The organism is Ruegeria sp. ABD4_443, assembly GCF_056160865.1.
Genome location: NZ_JBSWYA010000004.1, coordinates 117,706 through 135,428, shown reverse-complemented (window position 1 = coordinate 135,428; position 17,723 = coordinate 117,706). Strand labels below are relative to the sequence as shown.

18 protein-coding genes are annotated in these 17,723 nt (G+C 61.7%); 3 read left to right on the top strand and 15 right to left on the bottom strand.

Going from position 1 to position 17,723, the window contains the following annotated elements; genetic code table 11:
• Nucleotides 1-9: 9 nt before the first annotated feature.
• The 5 genes from ACXAG8_RS09605 to ACXAG8_RS09585 form a co-directional block, all read right to left on the bottom strand.
• Entirely contained in the window at nt 10-1,608 is a 1,599-nt protein-coding gene (locus ACXAG8_RS09605; RefSeq protein ID WP_475223645.1) for an ABC transporter ATP-binding protein, read from the bottom strand.
• Nucleotides 1,605-2,420, bottom strand: a complete 816-nt coding sequence (locus ACXAG8_RS09600) for an ABC transporter permease (protein WP_475223644.1) — start codon at nt 2,418-2,420, stop codon at nt 1,605-1,607. The genes ACXAG8_RS09605 and ACXAG8_RS09600 overlap by 4 nt, the downstream gene beginning before the upstream one ends.
• Complete coding sequence (locus ACXAG8_RS09595) at nt 2,417-3,364, bottom strand: ABC transporter permease (RefSeq protein ID WP_475223643.1); 948 nt, start codon at nt 3,362-3,364, stop codon at nt 2,417-2,419. The genes ACXAG8_RS09600 and ACXAG8_RS09595 overlap by 4 nt, the downstream gene beginning before the upstream one ends.
• A 40-nt stretch (nt 3,365-3,404) precedes the next feature.
• Complete coding sequence (locus ACXAG8_RS09590; RefSeq protein ID WP_475223642.1) at nt 3,405-4,475, bottom strand: ligand-gated ion channel; 1,071 nt, start codon at nt 4,473-4,475, stop codon at nt 3,405-3,407.
• 61 nt (nt 4,476-4,536) lie between these two features.
• A complete protein-coding gene (locus tag ACXAG8_RS09585; RefSeq protein WP_475223641.1) occupies nt 4,537-6,024 on the bottom strand; it encodes an ABC transporter substrate-binding protein in 1,488 nt (495 codons plus the stop codon).
• 169 nt (nt 6,025-6,193) lie between these two features.
• Between ACXAG8_RS09585 and panB the strand changes: the two genes are divergently transcribed.
• The 3 genes from panB (at nt 6,194) to glpK (ending at nt 9,419) form a co-directional block, all read left to right on the top strand.
• The gene (gene panB, locus ACXAG8_RS09580) at nt 6,194-7,033 is read left to right on the top strand and encodes a 3-methyl-2-oxobutanoate hydroxymethyltransferase (RefSeq protein WP_475223640.1); all 840 of its coding nucleotides are present in this window, start codon (nt 6,194-6,196) and stop codon (nt 7,031-7,033) included.
• On the top strand, nt 7,030-7,872 hold the full coding sequence (gene panC / locus ACXAG8_RS09575; RefSeq protein ID WP_475223639.1) for a pantoate--beta-alanine ligase: 843 nt from the start codon (nt 7,030-7,032) through the stop codon (nt 7,870-7,872). The genes panB and panC overlap by 4 nt, the downstream gene beginning before the upstream one ends.
• Before the next feature lie 68 nt (nt 7,873-7,940).
• Nucleotides 7,941-9,419 (top strand): glycerol kinase GlpK, encoded by a 1,479-nt coding sequence (glpK, locus tag ACXAG8_RS09570; protein WP_475223638.1) that lies wholly within the window; start codon nt 7,941-7,943, stop codon nt 9,417-9,419.
• 15 nt (nt 9,420-9,434) lie between these two features.
• On the opposite strand, the gene smpB is transcribed toward glpK, so the two are convergent.
• The 10 genes from smpB to ACXAG8_RS09520 all read right to left on the bottom strand — a co-directional run bounded on the left by smpB (nt 9,435) and on the right by ACXAG8_RS09520 (nt 17,683).
• Nucleotides 9,435-9,911 carry an SsrA-binding protein SmpB gene (gene smpB / locus ACXAG8_RS09565; RefSeq protein ID WP_475223637.1) on the bottom strand — a complete coding sequence of 159 codons (477 nt, stop codon included), beginning with the start codon at nt 9,909-9,911 and terminating at the stop codon, nt 9,435-9,437.
• A 58-nt stretch (nt 9,912-9,969) separates the two neighbouring features.
• Complete coding sequence (gene idi, locus ACXAG8_RS09560; protein WP_475223636.1) at nt 9,970-10,512, bottom strand: isopentenyl-diphosphate Delta-isomerase; 543 nt, start codon at nt 10,510-10,512, stop codon at nt 9,970-9,972.
• 218 nt (nt 10,513-10,730) lie between these two features.
• Nucleotides 10,731-11,144 (bottom strand): c-type cytochrome, encoded by a 414-nt coding sequence (locus tag ACXAG8_RS09555; RefSeq protein ID WP_475223635.1) that lies wholly within the window; start codon nt 11,142-11,144, stop codon nt 10,731-10,733.
• 122 nt (nt 11,145-11,266) lie between these two features.
• Entirely contained in the window at nt 11,267-12,277 is a 1,011-nt protein-coding gene (locus ACXAG8_RS09550) for a P1 family peptidase (RefSeq protein ID WP_475223634.1), read from the bottom strand.
• A gap of 82 nt (nt 12,278-12,359) precedes the next feature.
• Entirely contained in the window at nt 12,360-13,106 is a 747-nt protein-coding gene (locus ACXAG8_RS09545) for an SDR family oxidoreductase (protein ID WP_475223633.1), read from the bottom strand.
• A gap of 60 nt (nt 13,107-13,166) precedes the next feature.
• Nucleotides 13,167-13,586, bottom strand: coding sequence for an alternative ribosome rescue aminoacyl-tRNA hydrolase ArfB (arfB, locus tag ACXAG8_RS09540; protein WP_475223632.1), 420 nt, complete (start codon nt 13,584-13,586; stop codon nt 13,167-13,169).
• A 264-nt stretch (nt 13,587-13,850) separates the two neighbouring features.
• Nucleotides 13,851-14,498, bottom strand: coding sequence for a queuosine precursor transporter (locus ACXAG8_RS09535; RefSeq protein WP_475223631.1), 648 nt, complete (start codon nt 14,496-14,498; stop codon nt 13,851-13,853).
• A gap of 91 nt (nt 14,499-14,589) precedes the next feature.
• Nucleotides 14,590-15,474: an esterase-like activity of phytase family protein gene (locus ACXAG8_RS09530; RefSeq protein WP_475223630.1), complete on the bottom strand. Its 885-nt coding sequence runs from the start codon at nt 15,472-15,474 to the stop codon at nt 14,590-14,592.
• Nucleotides 15,447-16,310 (bottom strand): penicillin-insensitive murein endopeptidase, encoded by an 864-nt coding sequence (mepA, locus tag ACXAG8_RS09525; RefSeq protein ID WP_475223629.1) that lies wholly within the window; start codon nt 16,308-16,310, stop codon nt 15,447-15,449. Before mepA ends, ACXAG8_RS09530 begins: the two co-directional genes overlap by 28 nt.
• A complete protein-coding gene (locus ACXAG8_RS09520; RefSeq protein WP_475223628.1) occupies nt 16,307-17,683 on the bottom strand; it encodes an MFS transporter in 1,377 nt (458 codons plus the stop codon). The genes mepA and ACXAG8_RS09520 overlap by 4 nt, the downstream gene beginning before the upstream one ends.
• Between the last annotated feature and the right edge of the window lie 40 nt (nt 17,684-17,723).

Sequence of the window (17,723 nt, the reverse complement as noted above, 5' to 3'; positions counted from 1 at the left end):
AAAGGTCAATTAGGCGGCACCCTGCCCGATCTCGGGCAATCGGGGCGCGGCGGCGATCAGCGATTGGGTATAGCGATGCTGCGGGTCCGAGAAGACCTGCTCTGTCTCGCCCTGCTCGACGATCCGGCCGGACTGCATGACCAGCACCCGGTCGGTGATGGTGCGCACAACGCTCAGATCGTGGCTGATGAACAGATAGGTCAGGTCATAAGTGGCGCACAGTTCAGCCAACAGATCAAGGATCTGCGCCCGGACCGAGACATCAAGCGCCGACACCGCTTCGTCAAACAGGATCAACTCGGGGCGGATGATCAGGGCACGGGCAATTGCGATCCGTTGCCGTTGCCCGCCCGAGAACTCGTGAATGTACTTGCCTGAATCATCCGGGCTGAGGCCGACCGCCGTCAGCATCTCGGCGATCCGGTCCTGCCGTTCTGTCCCGGTGGGCGGGCTTTCCAACAGGTGAAAGGGTTCGGTCACAAGGCGCGCGACCCGGTGACGGGGGTTAAAGCTGCCATACGGGTCCTGGAACACCACCTGCATCTTGCGACGCACGGCAAGGTTTGGCCGGTGGCCGGTGAAAACCGGCTGCCCATCCAGATGAATTGCGCCGGACTGAGCCTCTTCCAACCCCAAAATGGCCCGTGTTAGGGTCGATTTTCCGCATCCGGACTCGCCCACCAGCCCCAGACGCTCACCCTTGTTGAGAGTGAAGCTGACCCCATCCACCGCGCGGTGATGACCGGGTATGTCCAACAAAGCCTTGCGCGGCAGACGATAGTCGCGCACCACTTGCGAGACCTGCAGCAGCGGGCGTGGCTCAACCGGCTCGGGCAGGGTAACTTGGTGGCCCGAGGCCTCGAACAACATGCGAGTATAGGGATGGCGCATGTGGCCCAGCAGATGTTGGGTCGCGCCGCTTTCGACCACTTCGCCATGGCGCATGACGGTGATCCGGTCGGCCATATCCGCCACCACCGCCAGATCATGGGTGATCATCAACAGCCCCATATCGTATTCGCTGACCAGCCCCCTGAGCAATTCGAGGATTTGCGCCTGCGTCGTCACGTCCAGCGCAGTTGTCGGTTCATCGGCGATCAGCAGCTTGGGGCGCAGCGCAATGGCCATGGCAATGACCACCCGCTGGCGCTGGCCCCCCGACAGTTCATGCGGAAAGCGCGACAGCGGGAACCGATCAGGCGGCAGGCCGACGCGGCTCAGCACCTCTTTGGCACGGGCGCGGGCCTGCGCGGGGGGCATCGCCTTGTGGATCAGGATTGTCTCCATCACCTGATCGCCGATGGTTTTGACCGGGTTCAGCGCTGTCATCGGCTCTTGGAAGACCATGCCGATCGAGGCGCCGCGCAGGGCGCACATTTCGGCCTCGGGGCGGTTCACAAGTTCGGACCCGTTCAACCGGATCGCGCCGCTGACCTCGGCCCCGTTTGGCAGCAATTGCATGACGGCCAATGCCGTCATCGACTTGCCCGAGCCGCTTTCGCCTGTCACCGCCACGATCTGACCGGGGGCGATGGACAGGTCGACCTGTTTCAGGATCGGCACCCCGTGGATTGCCAGTGACAGGTTTTCAATCTCAAGCAAACTCATGCCCGCGCCACCCTTATCCGGGGGTCCAGCCAGTCGCGCAGCCCGTCGCCCAACAGGTTCAGACCCAGCACGGTCACGATGATCGCCAGACCCGGAATCAGAGCCAAATGCGGGGCAAAACTGACCATTGTCTGCGCATCGGCCAGCATCCGGCCCCAGCTGGGCGTGGGCGGTTGCGCGCCCAATCCGACATAGGACAAGCCCGCCTCAGCCAGAATGCCCAGGCTGAACTGGATGGTCCCTTGCACGATCAGCAGGTTGGCCACATTGGGCAGGATATGTTCGGCCGATATCCGCGCTGCGCCCTTGCCTGACACACGGGCGGCAAGGATGAACTCACGCTCCCACAGCGACAGGGCGGCCCCGCGGGTGATGCGCGCGAAAACGGGGATGTTGAAGATGCCGATGGCGATGATGGCGTTGATGGCTCCGGCCCCGAACACGGCGGTGATCAGGATGGCGATGACCAGCGAAGGGAAGGCAAAAACCAGGTCATTCCCGCGCATGATCACCTCGTCCAGCCATGATCCTTTGCGGGCGGCTGCCGTCAGGCCCAGCGGCACGCCGAAACCCACACCGATGCCCACCGCCACCAGCGCCACCGCGATTGAGGTGCGCGCGCCCACCATGATCATCGAGAATATGTCCCGCCCGAAATGATCCGTGCCGAACCAGTGTTGCGCGTTGGGCGGCTGCAACTTGTCCGGAATGTTCAGCGCGGCATGGTCATAGGGTGTCCAGACAAACGACACCACCGCCGCCAAAAGAACCAGCGACGATAGCAGCGTGCCAAGGATCAGGTTGCGGCTCATGTCCGGCTCCTTAGCCTTGGGTCGACGGCGGCATAGGCCAGATCGACCAGAAAGTTCACGGTGATGACGGCAAAAACCAGCAGCATGACCACCGATTCCACCACGATCAGGTCGCGGGCCGAGATCGCCTGAAACACCAGCCGCCCCAGGCCGGGCAGGTAAAACACCTGTTCGATGATGATCGACCCTGCCAACAGGAAGGAAAATTGCAACCCGATGATTGTCAGCACCGGGATCAGCGCGTTGCGCACCCCGTGCCGCCACAAGGCCTGACGGCGGCTAAGGCCCTTGGCGCGGGCCGTGCGCATGAAATCCTCGCCCAGAATGTCCAGCAGTGATGAGCGCATGACGCGCGCCAGGATGGCCGCCTGCGGCAGGGCCAGCGCGATGGCGGGCAGGGTCAGCGAATGCAACCCGGTCCACAATCCGGTTTCCCAGCCCACGAACCCTCCGGCGTTGAACCAGCGCAGGTTGATGGCAAAGATCAGCACCAGCATCATCGCAAACCAGAAATTCGGCACCGCAATACCCAGTTGCGTGGCGCCCATGACCGCCAGGTCTCCGGGTTTGCCCCGGCGCGCAGCGGCATAGATCCCGGCGGGAAAGGCGATCAGGGTGGACAGGGTCAGCGCATAAAGCGCCAGCGGCAGCGACACCCACAGCCGGTCCGCGATCATCTGCGAAACAGGCGTGCGATAGGTGTAGGATGTGCCGAAATCCCCGGTCAGCATCCCGCCGACCCAATTGAAATACCGCTGCAGTTTGGAAACGTCCAGCCCAAGCTCTGCCCGCAGGGCCGCCAAGGTATCGGGCTGCGCGTTCACGCCCAGCATGAACGACGCCGGGTCACCCGGCGCGACCTCGATCACCCCGAAAATGACAACCGAGGCAACCACGAGGCTGACGATCAACGAGAGCAGGCGTTTGAGAGAATAACGAAGCATTGGCGCCACGTTAGGGTCGCAATCCGCCGGGGTCCAGCACCTATGGCACTACCAGAAAAGCTGAAACCGCATATCCGACGATTGCGGCATACCCCAGGGGGTAAATCCACTTGATCGCATAATTATCCAGCTTCCTGGCTGCCTCTTCGCGGCCTGCGACCTTTAACCGGCGCAGGGCGACGTTGAACACGATCAGCGCCCCCGTCATCAGGAACATGCATTGCAGGATGAAATCCAGAAAGGTCAGGTATCCCAGCTTGGGCAGGTCTTCGGAAATGGCCCAGTTGAAGGCCACGAAAACCAATAGATTTGCGCCTGCGATTTCGATCCGCTTGCGGTATTCGTCCAGAAAAAACAGCGCCCAGCCCACGGTGACCAGCACCAGCATCGGCAGGAACACGCGAATGACGTAATAGGTCAGGTGCCGCTTGCCTTCGAAAATCAGCGCCACCTGGTCGCTGTCGCGACCCGACAAGCCGGTAACGGTCGAGGCTTCAAGCCGCGCGTTGCCCAGAATCCATTCTTCCTCGCCCAAAAGATCGCCAAGGCCCGAAAAGTCGTCCAGCGGATGGTAGGATACGTATTCGGACGGCAGGATGGACACCACTTCGAACTGAAACCGCTGGGTGTCGAACGGGTATTTGCGAAAGTTGAAATGGGGTGCCTGCAGCGTCAGCGAGGATTTCTCGACATAGACGACATGCCCGTCATGGTTCAGCCCGGCGGCGGATTCATGTATCCACTTGTTGGACTGCTGGTTATGGATGACAAAGGCTGGCAAAACTGCGCCGATTTCGGCTGCGTGATCGGCCAGCGCCGGTGGGCTGAACACGCGGATGTCGCGGCCCGCTTCCTGCGGGTCGAATGCCAGTGCGGGGTCGGTCCATTCCGCCCGCAACACAACGACGGCACCGTAATTCTCGGCTTTTTGATCAACGCCGATAATCTGGTCAATCCAGATACCTATACCGACGTCCAGCGGATTGTCAGGCGTTCCCGTCAGGGCATCCAGGCGACTGCCCAGGACGTTCTGCGCCTGGACCATTCCGGGCATTGCGGCGTTCAGGCACAGAAAGGCGGCAGCAAGGGTAAAAATACGTAGCAGTGACATCAATACAGTTTTTCGCATCCGGCAGGGGCCCGGGGCTGCAACGCGCAGCCCCGTCGGTTTGTCATTCGGACCAGCTGATCGCGGTCAGGTCAATCGCGGCGGTTGGTGCATTTTCCCAAAGCCCCTGCACGCCCGCCTTGGCCACGCCCAGCTTGGCCAGCTGGAACAGGTAGCCATTGACGTAATCAGCAGAGATCAGGCGCTGTGCCTCGCCCAGAAGCCTGCTGCGTTCGTCCGGATCGGTGGTGGTGTTGAGGCTGTCCATCAGGGTCTGGAAATCCAGGCTGTCATACTGGAAATAATAATCCGGGCGCGCATAGATGCCGATATCCATCGGCTCGGTATGGCTGACGATCGTCAGGCCGAAATCCTTGCCCTTAAAGACCGATTCCAACCATTGCGCCCATTCCACATTGATGATCTCGGCCTTGATGCCGACCTCGGCCAGTTGTGCGGCGATGATTTCACCGCCACGGCGCGCATAGGACGGCGGCGGCAGGTGCAACGTCGTTTCAATCCCGTCGGCAAACCCGGCCTCGGCCAGCAATGCTTTGGCCTTTTCCGGGTCATGGGCCGAATTCCCCGTCAGATCGACATAGGCGGGGTTATGCGGCGCGAAATGCGTGCCGATGGGCGTGCCGTAACCAAACATCGCCCCGTCGATGATCGCCTGCCGGTCAATCGCATGGGCCAGCGCCTGCCGCACGCGGATATCATCAAAGGGGGGTTGTTTGTTGTTGGTCGACAGGATCGTCTCGCCCTCGGTTGAGCCTACCAGCACCTGAAAGCGCGGGTCGGCCTCGAACTGGGGCAGATTTTCGGGTGCCGGGAAATTGTCGAACGCGTCGATATCTTCGGCCATCATGGCGGCAAAAGCGGCGGTCGGGTCCGAGATGAACTTGAAGGTCGCAGTCTCTAATGCGGGCTGATCGCCCCAATATTCAGGGTTGCGGTTCAGCGTGATGCTGTCGCCCTGCACCCATTCGCCAAAGGTAAAGGCGCCGGTGCCCACCGGGTTGGTCTTGATGTCACCGATGCTTTCGGGCGCGACGATCACCGCGTCGCCCCAGGCCATGTTGAACAAGAAGTTTCCGTTGGGGGCGGCAAGCGTGACCTTGACCGTCAGCGGGTCGATCACCTCGACGCTTTCGATCCCGGCAAACAGCGCCTTTTGCGCGTTCGCGCTGTCGTCGGCCAGCGCGCGGTCAAGGCTGAACTTGACATCCTCGGCATCCATGGCGGTGCCATCATGGAACGTGACACCTTGGCGCAGCTTGAACGTGTACTGGGTCCCGTCATCCGAAATCTCCCAGCTTTCGGCCAGCCCCGGCACGACCGACCCATCACCCATGAAGCGGGTCAGGCCTTCGAAGATATTGGTGTAGACCACCGAATCAATGGCCTGGGCAGCGGCACTGGTCGGGTCCAGATGCGGGGGTTCCAACTGCATCGCAATGGTGATGTCCGATTTGGCCACGGCCTGCGAGGCAAGCAAGGTCGCACCAAGCGCAAGGGCCGATGCAAAGGATCGAACTGACTGCATTTCCATGAATTTCACTCCCAACTGAGACAGGCTGGCCCGCTTGGCGCGGATCGTTCTCAGACCAATGTCCCCGTAAACCTAAGGTCATTCAAGGAATTGTTCGCGCAACCGGGGTTTCTATGACCTTGCGCAATCTGCTATGCCGCGCTGCAACTTGAACACCGGAGGAGCGACCATGAGCGCCACCGCCCGTAAAAAGGCCCCGAACGCCGAGGATATTCGCGCCCGGAAAGGCGGCGAACCCCTGGTCAGCCTGACCGCGTACACCACGCCAATGGCCCGGTTGATGGATGCCCATTGCGACTTTGTTCTTGTCGGTGACAGCGTAGGAATGGTGCTGCACGGGCTGGATTCGACCCTTGGTGTGACCATGGAGATGATGATCTTGCACGGCCAGGCGGTGGCGCGGGGGCTGGACCGGGCGATGATGGTCGTCGACATGCCGTTCGGCAGCTATGAACATTCACCCGCCGAGGCGTTCCGCAACGCCGCCCGACTGATGGCCGAAACAGGGGCTGCCGCGGTCAAGCTGGAAGGCGGGGTCGAGATGGCCGACACGGTCCGTTTTCTGGTCAAACGGGGCATTCCGGTCATGGCCCATATCGGGCTGACGCCACAATCCATCAACACGCTGGGCGGCTACAAGGTGCAAGGCCGCGATGAAAAGGCCGACGCGGTTCTGGCTGACGCCCGCGCCGTCACCGATGCCGGTGCGTTTTCGGTCGTGTTAGAGAAGGTTCCGCAGGGGCTTGCCGACCAGATCACCGCCGAGGTGTCAATTCCGACCATTGGTATCGGCGCCTCGGCCGGGTGCGACGGGCAGATACTGGTCGTCGATGACATGGTGGGCTTTTTCACCGCCTTCAAACCGAAATTCGTCAAACGCTATGCCGAGCTGGGCCCGTTGGCCGAGGCCGCCATTGCCGAATACGCCGCCGAAGTCCGCGCCCGCAGCTTTCCGACGGATGAACATGTGTTTGCCGATCAGGCCCCCGCCAAGGGGGCCAAGCCATGACCGCGCCGATCCTGCGCCGTCTGGACGACCTGCGCGCCCTGACCACCAGTTGGCGCAGCCGTGGCGAGGTGATTGGCGTTGTGCCCACGATGGGCGCGCTGCACCGGGGGCATCTGTCTTTGGTCGAGGCCGCAAAGGCGGGGTGCGACCGGGTGATCGTGACCATCTTCGTGAACCCCAAGCAATTCAACAACCCCGAGGATCTGGCCAAGTACCCGCGCACTGAAATTGAGGACGCGCAAAAGCTGTCCCCCTTCGATGTCGACGCCATCTATGTGCCCGAGCCTGACGAGATCTACCCGCAAGGTTTCGCCACCACCGTTTCGGTTGCAGGCCTGACCGACGTGATGGAAGGCGAATTTCGCCCCGGACATTTTGACGGGGTCGCCACCGTCGTGGCCAAGCTGTTCCTGCAAACACAGGCGGATCGGGCCTTTTTTGGGGAAAAGGATTTTCAGCAACTGATGGTGGTCCGCCGCATGGCGCGCGATCTGGACATCCCGATCCAGGTCGTCGGATGCCCCACGATACGCGAACCCTCGGGGCTGGCCATGTCGTCACGCAACCTGCGCCTGTCGCCCCAGGGATTGCAGGTTGCCGCCCAAAAGCACCGGATCATGAATGACCTGGCACGCGCACTGCAAGGCGGGGCCGCATTTGACCAGCTTGCAGCCCACGCCCGGACCGCGCTGTTGGCCGCCGGGTTTGCGCATGTGGAATATATTCAGCTGCGCTGTGCCGAAACGCTTGACCCTTTGACCTGTGCCGACAAACCTGCCCGCCTGTTTGTCGCGGCCTGGGCGGACGGTGTGCGCCTGATCGACAACATTCCCGTCTGAACGCTCTGGCACCAGCGGCTTTGATTGCGCTAAACTGCTGCAAAACCAATACGGGAGGGGCGGCAGGCATGACCTATATTCTTGCCATTGATCAGGGCACGACGTCATCGCGCGCCATTTTGTTTGACGCCGACATGCAGCGCGCCGGCACCGCGCAAAAGGAATTCACACAGTATTTCCCGCAGGAAGGCTGGGTCGAACATGACCCCGAAGAGATCTGGGAAAGCGTTCTGACCGTGTGCCGGGACGTCATGGCAAGCAATGGCGTGACCGCCGACCAAATCGCCGGCATCGGCATCACCAACCAGCGTGAAACCACCGTGGTCTGGGACCGGGAAACCGGCAAGCCGATCCACAATGCTATTGTCTGGCAGGATCGCCGCACCGCCGATATCTGCGCCCGCTACAAGCAGGCCGGGTGCGAGGATGACGTCACCGACCAGACCGGCTTGCTGCTGGACCCTTATTTCTCGGGCACCAAGGTGAAATGGCTGCTGGATACGATCCCCGGCGCCCGTGATCGCGCCAAGGCTGGCGACCTGATGTTCGGCACAATCGACAGTTTCCTGATCTGGCGCCTGACCGAAGGGCGCAGCCATGTCACCGACGCCACCAACGCCGCGCGCACATTGCTGTTCAACATCCACAAAGGCGAATGGAGCGCCGAGATCTGCGACCTTCTGGATGTGCCGCTGACCATGTTGCCCAAAGTTCTGGACTGTGCCGCGGATTTTGGAAAAACGGCTCTGTTCGGGGGTGAAATCGCGATTCTCGGGGTGGCTGGCGACCAACAGGCCGCAACGATTGGGCAAGCCTGTTTCCAGCCGGGAATGCTGAAATCAACCTATGGCACGGGCTGTTTCGCGCTGTTGAATACGGGCGATACGCCGGTCGAGTCGAAAAACCGGCTGCTGACGACGATCGCCTACCAATTGGATGGAAAGCGGACCTATGCGTTGGAAGGGTCGATCTTTGTGGCAGGTGCGGCGGTTCAGTGGCTGCGCGATGCGCTGCAGATCATCGATTCGGCCGAGCAAAGCGGCGAATTGGCGTTGCGGGCCGATCCCAACCAGAACGTCGTTCTGGTGCCTGCCTTTACCGGGCTTGGGGCGCCCTATTGGAAACCCGATTGCCGCGGCGCGGTGTTTGGCCTGACCCGCAATTCGGGCCGCGCGGAATTCGCCCGCGCCACGCTGGAAAGCATCGCGTATCAAACCCGCGACCTGTGGCATGCCATGCAGGGCGACTGGGGCACGGATACGGATGTCACGCTGCGCGTCGATGGCGGCGCCAGCGCATCCGACTGGGCAATGCAGGGGCTGTCCGATTTTCTGGGCGCACCGGTCGATCGGCCGGTGATGCTGGAAACAACCGCCTTGGGCGCGGCCTGGCTGGCCGGGATGCGCGCAGGGGTCTACCCGGACCAGGCCGGGTTCAGCGAGACCTGGGCGCTGGATCGCCGGTTCAAGCCGGAATTGTCCGAACCCGAGCGTGACGCGGCCTATGATCGCTGGAAACGTGCGGTTGCCGCTGCAATGGCGTTCTGAACCGCGACGGAAGGATCAGCTGTGATCCTTCATCAACCGCTGCTTTTGACGTGACCAGTCCCGCTTGGCCTGGGTTTCGCGCTTGTCATGGGTCTTTTTACCCTTGGCAATGCCGATTTTCACCTTGGCCCGGCCCTTGTGGTTGAAATACAAAACCAGCGGCACAAGGGTCATGCCCTTGCGCTGTGTCGCGTTCCACAGGTTGGCCAATTCCTTGCGCGACACCAGCAGTTTGCGGCGGCGCCGTTCCTCGTGCTTAAAGACCTTGGCCTGTTCGTAGGGCGCGATATAGCTGTTGACCAGCCACAGCTCTCCGTCGTCGACCGAGGCATAGCTGTCGGCGATGTTCGACCCGCCCGCCCGCAGGGATTTGACCTCGGACCCTTCCAGCATGATACCGCACTCGATATCGTCCTCGATCGCGTAATCGAAGCGCGCGCGCCGGTTTTCGGCGATGATTTTGTAATTCGGGTCTGTCTTTTGCTTGGCCATGACGCGTTGATTTAGGCGGCTTCGCTGGCCCTTGCAAGAAGCCGATTGCCGCCGGGCGTCAGGTTTTCGCCGAGATTATCAGGTCGGGCCCGAAAATCGTGTCGGCGTGGTTGTGCAAATAGATCTTGAGCCATGGGGTAAACCGCTCGGGGTGCCGCAGGACCTCGGCCAGCAGGTCATGATAGTCGATCCAGCGGATATCCATGACCTCGTCAGGGTTGGGGGTGATGGTCAGCGGCCCGCGCACATGGGCCAGAAACACGTCGACCACCTCGTTTTCGACCATGCCGTTGCCGACATCCGCATGATATTCCAAGCGGTGCCGATATTCGGGATACAACCCCGTGATCCCCAGCTCTTCGCGCAGGCGGCGCACGGCGCAGACGCTTGAACTTTCGTCCCAGTCGGGATGGGTGCAGCATGTATTCGCCCACAGGCCCGGTGTGTGGTATTTTCCCATCGCCCGGCGCTGAAGCAGGATTTCGGTGCCCCGCACGGCAAAGACCGACACCGCCTTGTGCTTGAGCCCCTTTTCATGCGCCTCAAGCTTGTCCACGGGGGTCAGTTCGCCCTGAACCCATGCCGGGATGGTGATTCCCATTTATCCTCTCCTGGTGCCAATTCGACAATTGTCAGGCTCGTGCGGAACTTGCTGCGTCCTGCCCGGACGGTTTGGCGTGTCGTTGCAATGCGGGCCCTGAGATGGCGTGTTGCTCCGCCTTGGGTCCCAAGGTGACCTTGAATTTCCTGCCAATCAAGCGCACGAAAGGCCGCAGGGGCTGCGGCCTTTTGCACATTTCACCAAGATGGGGTCCGGCGTTACTCGCCCGAGACACTCACGATATAGGCAAAGACATCCTCGCCGCCGCTTTTCAGGCGGAAGGTCATCTTGGATTTGGCGCCCGTGTCATCCAGGTAGCTTTTCAGGAACGCCTTGGGATCCTGCGCATATTCGACAAAGGTGGTCTCATCCCAGACCAGCCCGTTTTCACCGGCTGCAACCAGGCTGTCACCGTATTTGAAACCCTCCAGCGTGCCCGCCGTGCGGCCCGAAATGCCATACAGGTTGGGGCCGGTCTTGCCGCCCTTTACGATCGCTTCGCCGTCAGGGCCCGCGATCATGTGGCAGGATTTGCACTTGTTGAATGTCTTCTTTCCGGCCTCGGCATCGCCTTCCGCAAATGCGGGGACCGCCAGCAGTCCGACAAGAAGAGGTGCGATAATTCGTTTCATAGCTCGTGCTCCGATGCGATTTAGCTGCCCGAATGGAACGCCCCAAGACACAGGAGTCAACGCGCATTTGCCGTCCGGCGTCACCGGGTCGCAGTGGACAAAAGTCGCATTTTTCACTTACATTATTGCGTTTCGGACCAACACGGCAGCAAGTCGCCGGGGGCCGGAGAGGCCAGGAAAACGGCCCGCGCGATGGCCCGGCTCAGGCACAGGGCGGCGGCGTGGCCAATCATCGCCATGTCGGCAGAGCCGTCCCCTGCCGGGCGGGTTCCGGTGCTGACCGCGAAAACCAGATCACCGTCGCCCGGCGTATGCGCGGGAACAATCGCGCGGGCAATGCCGTCATGCGCGGCCGTCGCCATCCGCTGGCATTGTGGTTTGGTCAGGTCCGCGTCGGTGGCCACGATCGCAATCGTGGTGTTGGCCCGATCGGAACCGAGGGCGTGCATGGCGGCGGCCTTGCGGCTGGCACCGGGCCGACCCAGCCCCGAGGCCGGGTCCGGGCCCAGGCCGCCGAATTCATCCCCGATTTCAAACGGCGCTGCCCAGAAATGGCGGTCACCCGCCGTTGTGACACTGCCCATCGGGTTGGCCGCGACCAGAGCGCCAACAATCGTACCGTCATCCAGCACCAGCGATGCCGACCCGAGCCCGCCTTTGTGCATCGCCGCAAGCGCCCCGGTTCCGGCACCCACCGACCCCAGGTCGAATATCTCGGCAGCCGTATCAAACGCGGCGCGGCCAAGCGCGTGATAGGGGTTTTGGTCCCATCCCTTGTCGCCGCCATTGAGCAGGTCGAACAGAATTGCGCCGGGGACGATGGGCACGGTGACGGACCCCACCGCAAAGCCCCTGCCCTGCGCCTTCAGCCCGTCGGACACGCCTGAACAGGCGTCCAGCCCAAAAGCCGACCCGCCCGACAGGGCGATGGCATCCACATGGGTTACGGATTTGTCCGCCGCAAGAAGATCCGTTTCGCGGGTACCGGGGGCCCCGCCCATGACATGGACCGATGCGGTGAACGGGCGCGCGGCGGTCAGAACCGTGGCTCCTGATTTCAGGGTGGCATCCTGCGCATTTCCGACCTTGAGGCCGGGAATATCGGTGATCAGGTTTCGCGGTCCGGGAGTCATTGATGAACTCGTGCCTTGTTGCAGGGAAGCGCGCAGGCGCGCTGCCTCCAGCGGGGATATTTATGGCCAGATGAAGAGCGGATCAGATACAGCGGCCACCGTCGACCTCCAACGCTGTACCTGTGACCATACCGGCCTCGTCCGAACACAGGAAACAGGCGGCGTTGGCCATGTCTTCCGGGGTCGAGAACCGGCCCAGCGGGATGGTCGACAGGAATTTGGCCCGGATTTCGGGCGTATCCTCGCCCATGAAAGATTTGAGCAGCGGTGTTTCCCCGGCAACCGGGCAGATCGCGTTGACGCGGATGCCGGAAGGGGCAAGCTCCACGGCCATTGTCTTGGTTGCCGTGATCATCCACCCCTTGGAGGCGTTGTACCAGTTCAGGTTGGGGCGCGGCGACAGGCCAGCCGTCGAGGCCACGTTCAGGATCGCCCCGGTCTTGCGGGATTTCATATGTGGCACCAATGCGCGTGCGGTCAGGTACACCGATTTCATGTTCACGTTGAAAACGCGGTCGAAATCCTGTTCGCTGACGTCTTCCAGCGGCGTCGGCAGGTGCGTGACACCGGCGTTGTTGACCAGGATATCCAGCCCGCCGAAATCCCGGATCGCCGTTTCCGCCATGGACTGGACAGACGCGCGATCAGCGACATCAACCTGCTGCGGTTGCGCCCGGTCGCCCAGTTGTGCCGCCAGGTTTGCGGCCGCGTCTCCGTTGATATCCGCAATCATCACACGGGCGCCTTCGGCCACGAATTTCTGCGCGATCCCAGCGCCGAATCCCGATGCGCCGCCTGTGACGATTGCGGTTTTTCCTTCCAGCCTCATGCCGTGATCCTTTTGCCGCCTGTGCGGGTCAGATTATCAATGGGCAGGCAATATGCCAGATCAATCTTCGGACACTTTGCCCCGCAGCGCTTTGACGTCGCCACGCGCCTTTTTCGCAGCCAAGCGCCGCTTGACCGATCCATATGTGGGCTTTGTCGCGATCCGGCGTTTGGGCTTGACCAAGGCGCGGGCAATCAGCTCGGCCAGCCGGCTGCGCGCGATTTCACGGTTGCGGGCCTGGCTGCGGGTTTCTTCGCATTGAATGATGATTGCGCCATCCTTGGTCCACCGCCGCCCGGCCAGACGTTTCAGGCGGTTCTTGACAGGTTCCGGCAGGGATGGCGAGCGCGCGGCCTCAAACCGAAGCTCAACAGCGGTCGAGACCTTGTTGACGTTCTGACCACCGGGACCCGAGGAACGCACAAAGCTTTCGGTCATTTCCCAGTCTTGCAGGGCGATATCGTCGGTGATGCGCAACATGGGGCTGACCTTACAAGGCACGGGTGGAAACAGAAAGGGCCGCCCCGGCGGGACGGCCCTTCGAAAGTTCAGGAGGTGGGGTCGGTTAGATCAATCGACCAGCCGGAGCGAACGCTCGGCCAAGGGCTGCCCTAGCAGGCGGTCCCCCCGGTTGTTCCGACACCTCTCTCCAATCTCTTTCTCGACACTGGATCACCTCCTTTTCTATCTGTTGCGGTTAACTTTGAGCCTGACACAAGATGCGCCATTCTCAAAGCACTTTTTTTACGCAGGCTGTGCGGCGGTCAGACGGGCGACGATCACCTTGAACGGGATCAGGGCGATCAAAGCCAATGACAGCTTTACCAACCAGTCCGCAAAGGCCAGCGTGACCCATAGCGGCGCCATCGGGCCGGTCAGCATGAACGGCACGGGCTCCCACGCCCAGTTGATTGCGGCGTCGGCGTTGGCACCGAAGAAGGTGACCGAGGCCGAGAAGGCCAGCGTGAAGAAGATCGCGGTATCCAGCGCCGATCCGACCAGAGTCGAAACCAGCGGCGCGCGCCACCAGCGGCCGCCGCGCATGGCGTTGAACACGGTGACGTCCGTCAGTTGCGCGATCAGGAAGGCTGTACCGGACGCAACTGCGATCCGCAGCGGCACGGCGGCATAGGTAAAGCCATCGCCCTGCAGCATGATCTGGCTGCCGATCAGCGAGCAGATGATACCGGTGACAAACCCGGCGAACACGACCTTGCGGGCCGGACCCACGCCATAGACGCGGTTCATGATGTCAGTGACCAGGAAGGCCAGCGGATAGGTGAAAGCACCCCAGGTCAGCAATCCGTCAAGGATCAGGAACTGGACCAGGATGTTCGAGGCCACGACAATGGCGGCCATGGCAATGATGCCGGGAATATAGTTGCGTTGCATTTTCAGATGCCCGTTTTGACAAGGTAGCGGCGACTTGGCCAAGGGTTCATCCCAAGGCAAGCCGTGCGTTTAGACCCTTGGTTGCGGCAAGTCAATCGGGCAGCAGGTATTCCACCAGCTCGGTGCGTTGCAGGGCCAGGAAATTGTCGTCGGACACCATCGTGGCCCGCATTTCCCCCTGAGCGTCGCGCCAGATGGACAGACCTTCGAGGTTGTCATGGGTGCCGGTCGCGGTTTCCAGCAGGGTTTCTTCGGCAGACGGCACGTCATTGGTTGTGTCCCACCGCCTGAGGCGGGTGCGGAACCCGGTCAGCGACACGCTGCGTTCAAGGACATACAACCGCCCGTCAGGGCCGAAATCAGCCGAAACCGGAAGAAAACCGCCGCGTGCGGGCAGGACAAACGGCGTGGACCACGCCTGACCGTCCCAGCGATAGACCGGGATGTCGCCCTCAAGCGTGCGGCTTTTCTCGGTTAAGGTATAGAGCCGCCCCCGCCGGTCCATCGCAAGTGCTTCGAATGACCCGTTGCGGTCCAGCCCGTCAAAGGCGGACGGGCGCGGCAGCACGCGCGCATGGGTGCCGGGTGCCGCGTAATGGGCAACCCGGTGGACCCCTTCGAAGGATACGAAAAGATTGCCATCCGGTGCCACGGCCAGACCTTCGGAATCACCGGCATAGCCCAGCATGATACGGCCAGTGCTGGACAGAACTGGCCAATGGCCCAAAATGCGAACGTCCGCTATCGCGCCGTTGTCGCGTTCGATCCGGCCAGTCACAAAGGTGGCCCGGTCACTGAGCGCAATGAAATTGCGCCCCTTGTCCGAAACATGTACGGCCGAGAATCCGCCGAACCATTCAGCAGGGTGCCGCCACGCAAAGCTGTCGGCCAGGGTGGCCGTTTTGACATCGACCGCCCACGCCGCCCCGGCCAGCGTCAGGCCGGCAATCAGTTCGAGTGCAAAACGGATGCGCATTGCTGAGGCAGGTCGGCCAGCGTGTATTCACGGCGTTTCTTTGGGGGTGGCGCATTCGGATCCGGCGGCGGCGGGTTCAGGATGTTCTGCACCCACTGCCGGGCCTCGGCGCACCCATCGCCCTTGGGCGGGGCGTCCTGATTGACACAGCCGCGGGACCCTCGGGGGCATTTCAGGCGAACGTGAAAGTGATAGTGATGCCCCCACCAGGGCCTGATCTTGCGCAGATAGGCGCGGTTTCCCTTTTCGTCATTGCACATCTGCACCTTTGCGCCGGGAAAGACGAAAATGCGCGCGACCCGCTTGTCCTTGGCCGCCTCGCGCAGGACAGCGTGGTGCTGGCTGGTCCAGTTCCCGTTTACATAGGCCCCGCTGGCGCGGCGCAGCGAAATCGAAGACAGGTTTTCCCGCGCCTTTCGCGACAGGCGCATATTGTCACCGGGCAGCATCCAGATATCGACATCAAGGCCCAGCTGATGCGACCGGTGGCCCGAGGTCATAGGCCCCCCGCGCGGTTGGCTGATATCGCCGACATACAGCCCGTTCCATCCCGGCTGTCGGGCTGCAAACCGGCTCAGGTCCTGGACATAGTCGATCGTTTCAGGATGGCCCCAGTTCCGGTTGCGCGACAAACGCATGGCCTGCCATGTCGCACCGGTTTCCGGCAGTTGCACCGATCCGGCCGCACAGCCGCGCGAATAACTGCCGAACGCGGCCGGTTTTTGCTGTGAACTGACCCTTTGAGCCCCGAAGAGTTGCTTTGCCAAAGGCTCGGCCGCGACCTCTGCAGCAAGACCCAGGGCGGCGACGGTCACGAAAAAACGCAGTAATTTCATCTGTTCTGGTCCCCTTCCGGTCTGACCCAGCGCATCAGGAACAGGCCCAGAATAAACAACGCAACGATGGGTGACACCCCCAGACGTGCGCTGCCGGTCATCGTTGTCGCAATTCCGATCAGCAGAGGCGCGGCAAAGGCCGTCGCCCGGCCCGACAGGCCATAAAGCCCAAAGCTTTCGACCGGGGCCTTTGGGTCGGTGTGGCGCACCATCATCGAACGGCTGGCCGATTGCAGGATGCCCCCCATCCCGCCAATCAGCACGCCGCAACCAAAGAAAACAAGGTCCGGCAGGCTCGAGCCCGACGGCAAACCGAGCCCGAAAATCTGGGTCCGGTCCATCGACACGATCGTTGTGCAGACAAGGATCAGCACCCAGATCGCGACCAGGATCACCGGTTTGGGACCGTACCGCCTGTCCAGCTTTCCTCCGACCCAGGAAAAGGCCGCCGCCGCCAGTACGCTGACAATTCCGAAAACCCCGATCTTGGTCAGGTCCCAGTGCAGCACCAGCGTCGCGTAGACCCCACCAAAGCTGTAAAGACCGTTCAGCGCGTCGCGGTAAAACATCGACGACCCCAGGTAACTGGCAAGGCTGGTACGATGACGCAAGGCCGCGACCGAGCGGCCCAGCACGCGCAACGCCTCGGCCACCGTGCCGGTCTGGCCAGTCTTGCCGGAAGGCGCATCGTCGCGGACCCACAGGAAATAAGGCACCATGAACAGGATGAACCACCCGGCGGTGAACGGCCCGACAAAACGCGTGCCTTCCCGCGTTGCCGCGTCAAGACCGAACAGGGGGTCCATCCCGATCAGCGTCTTTCCATTGGCCTGTTCCACAAACAGCGCCAGCATGATGGCCAGCGAAATCAGCCCCCCGAAATAGCCAAAGGCAAAGCCTGATCCCGAAATCTCGCCGACTTCACTGTCATCGCCCAGATCGGGCAGCTGCGAGTTGATGAAGATAAGCGCATATTCCGCCCCGACAAAGCCGATCCCGAACGCAGACAGCATAAGCCACATGTTCGACCCGTCCGGCAGCGTGAACCACAGTGTGGCAGACCCCACCGCATACATCAGCGAGAACCCGAATATCCAAGGAATTCGACGACCCGAAACATCCGCCATCGCGCCCATCAGCGGCGCGCCAAAGGCGATGATCAGGCCAATGATGGTCATGCAATTGGCCCAGACGGTCTGTGCCCGCGCGCCAGCCGCCTCGGGGTCGAGGCCCGAGTTCAGGAAATACTCGGCCGCGACGCCTGCGAAATAGGGGCCAAAGACAAACGTCACCAGCAAGGTATGGTAGGGCTGGCTGGCCCAGTCGAAAAACCACCATCCCCAGATACGCTTGCGCTTGGAAATCTCTGCCATGACTGCCCCAGTTTTTCTTTTGTCCAATAAGACGGGTGTT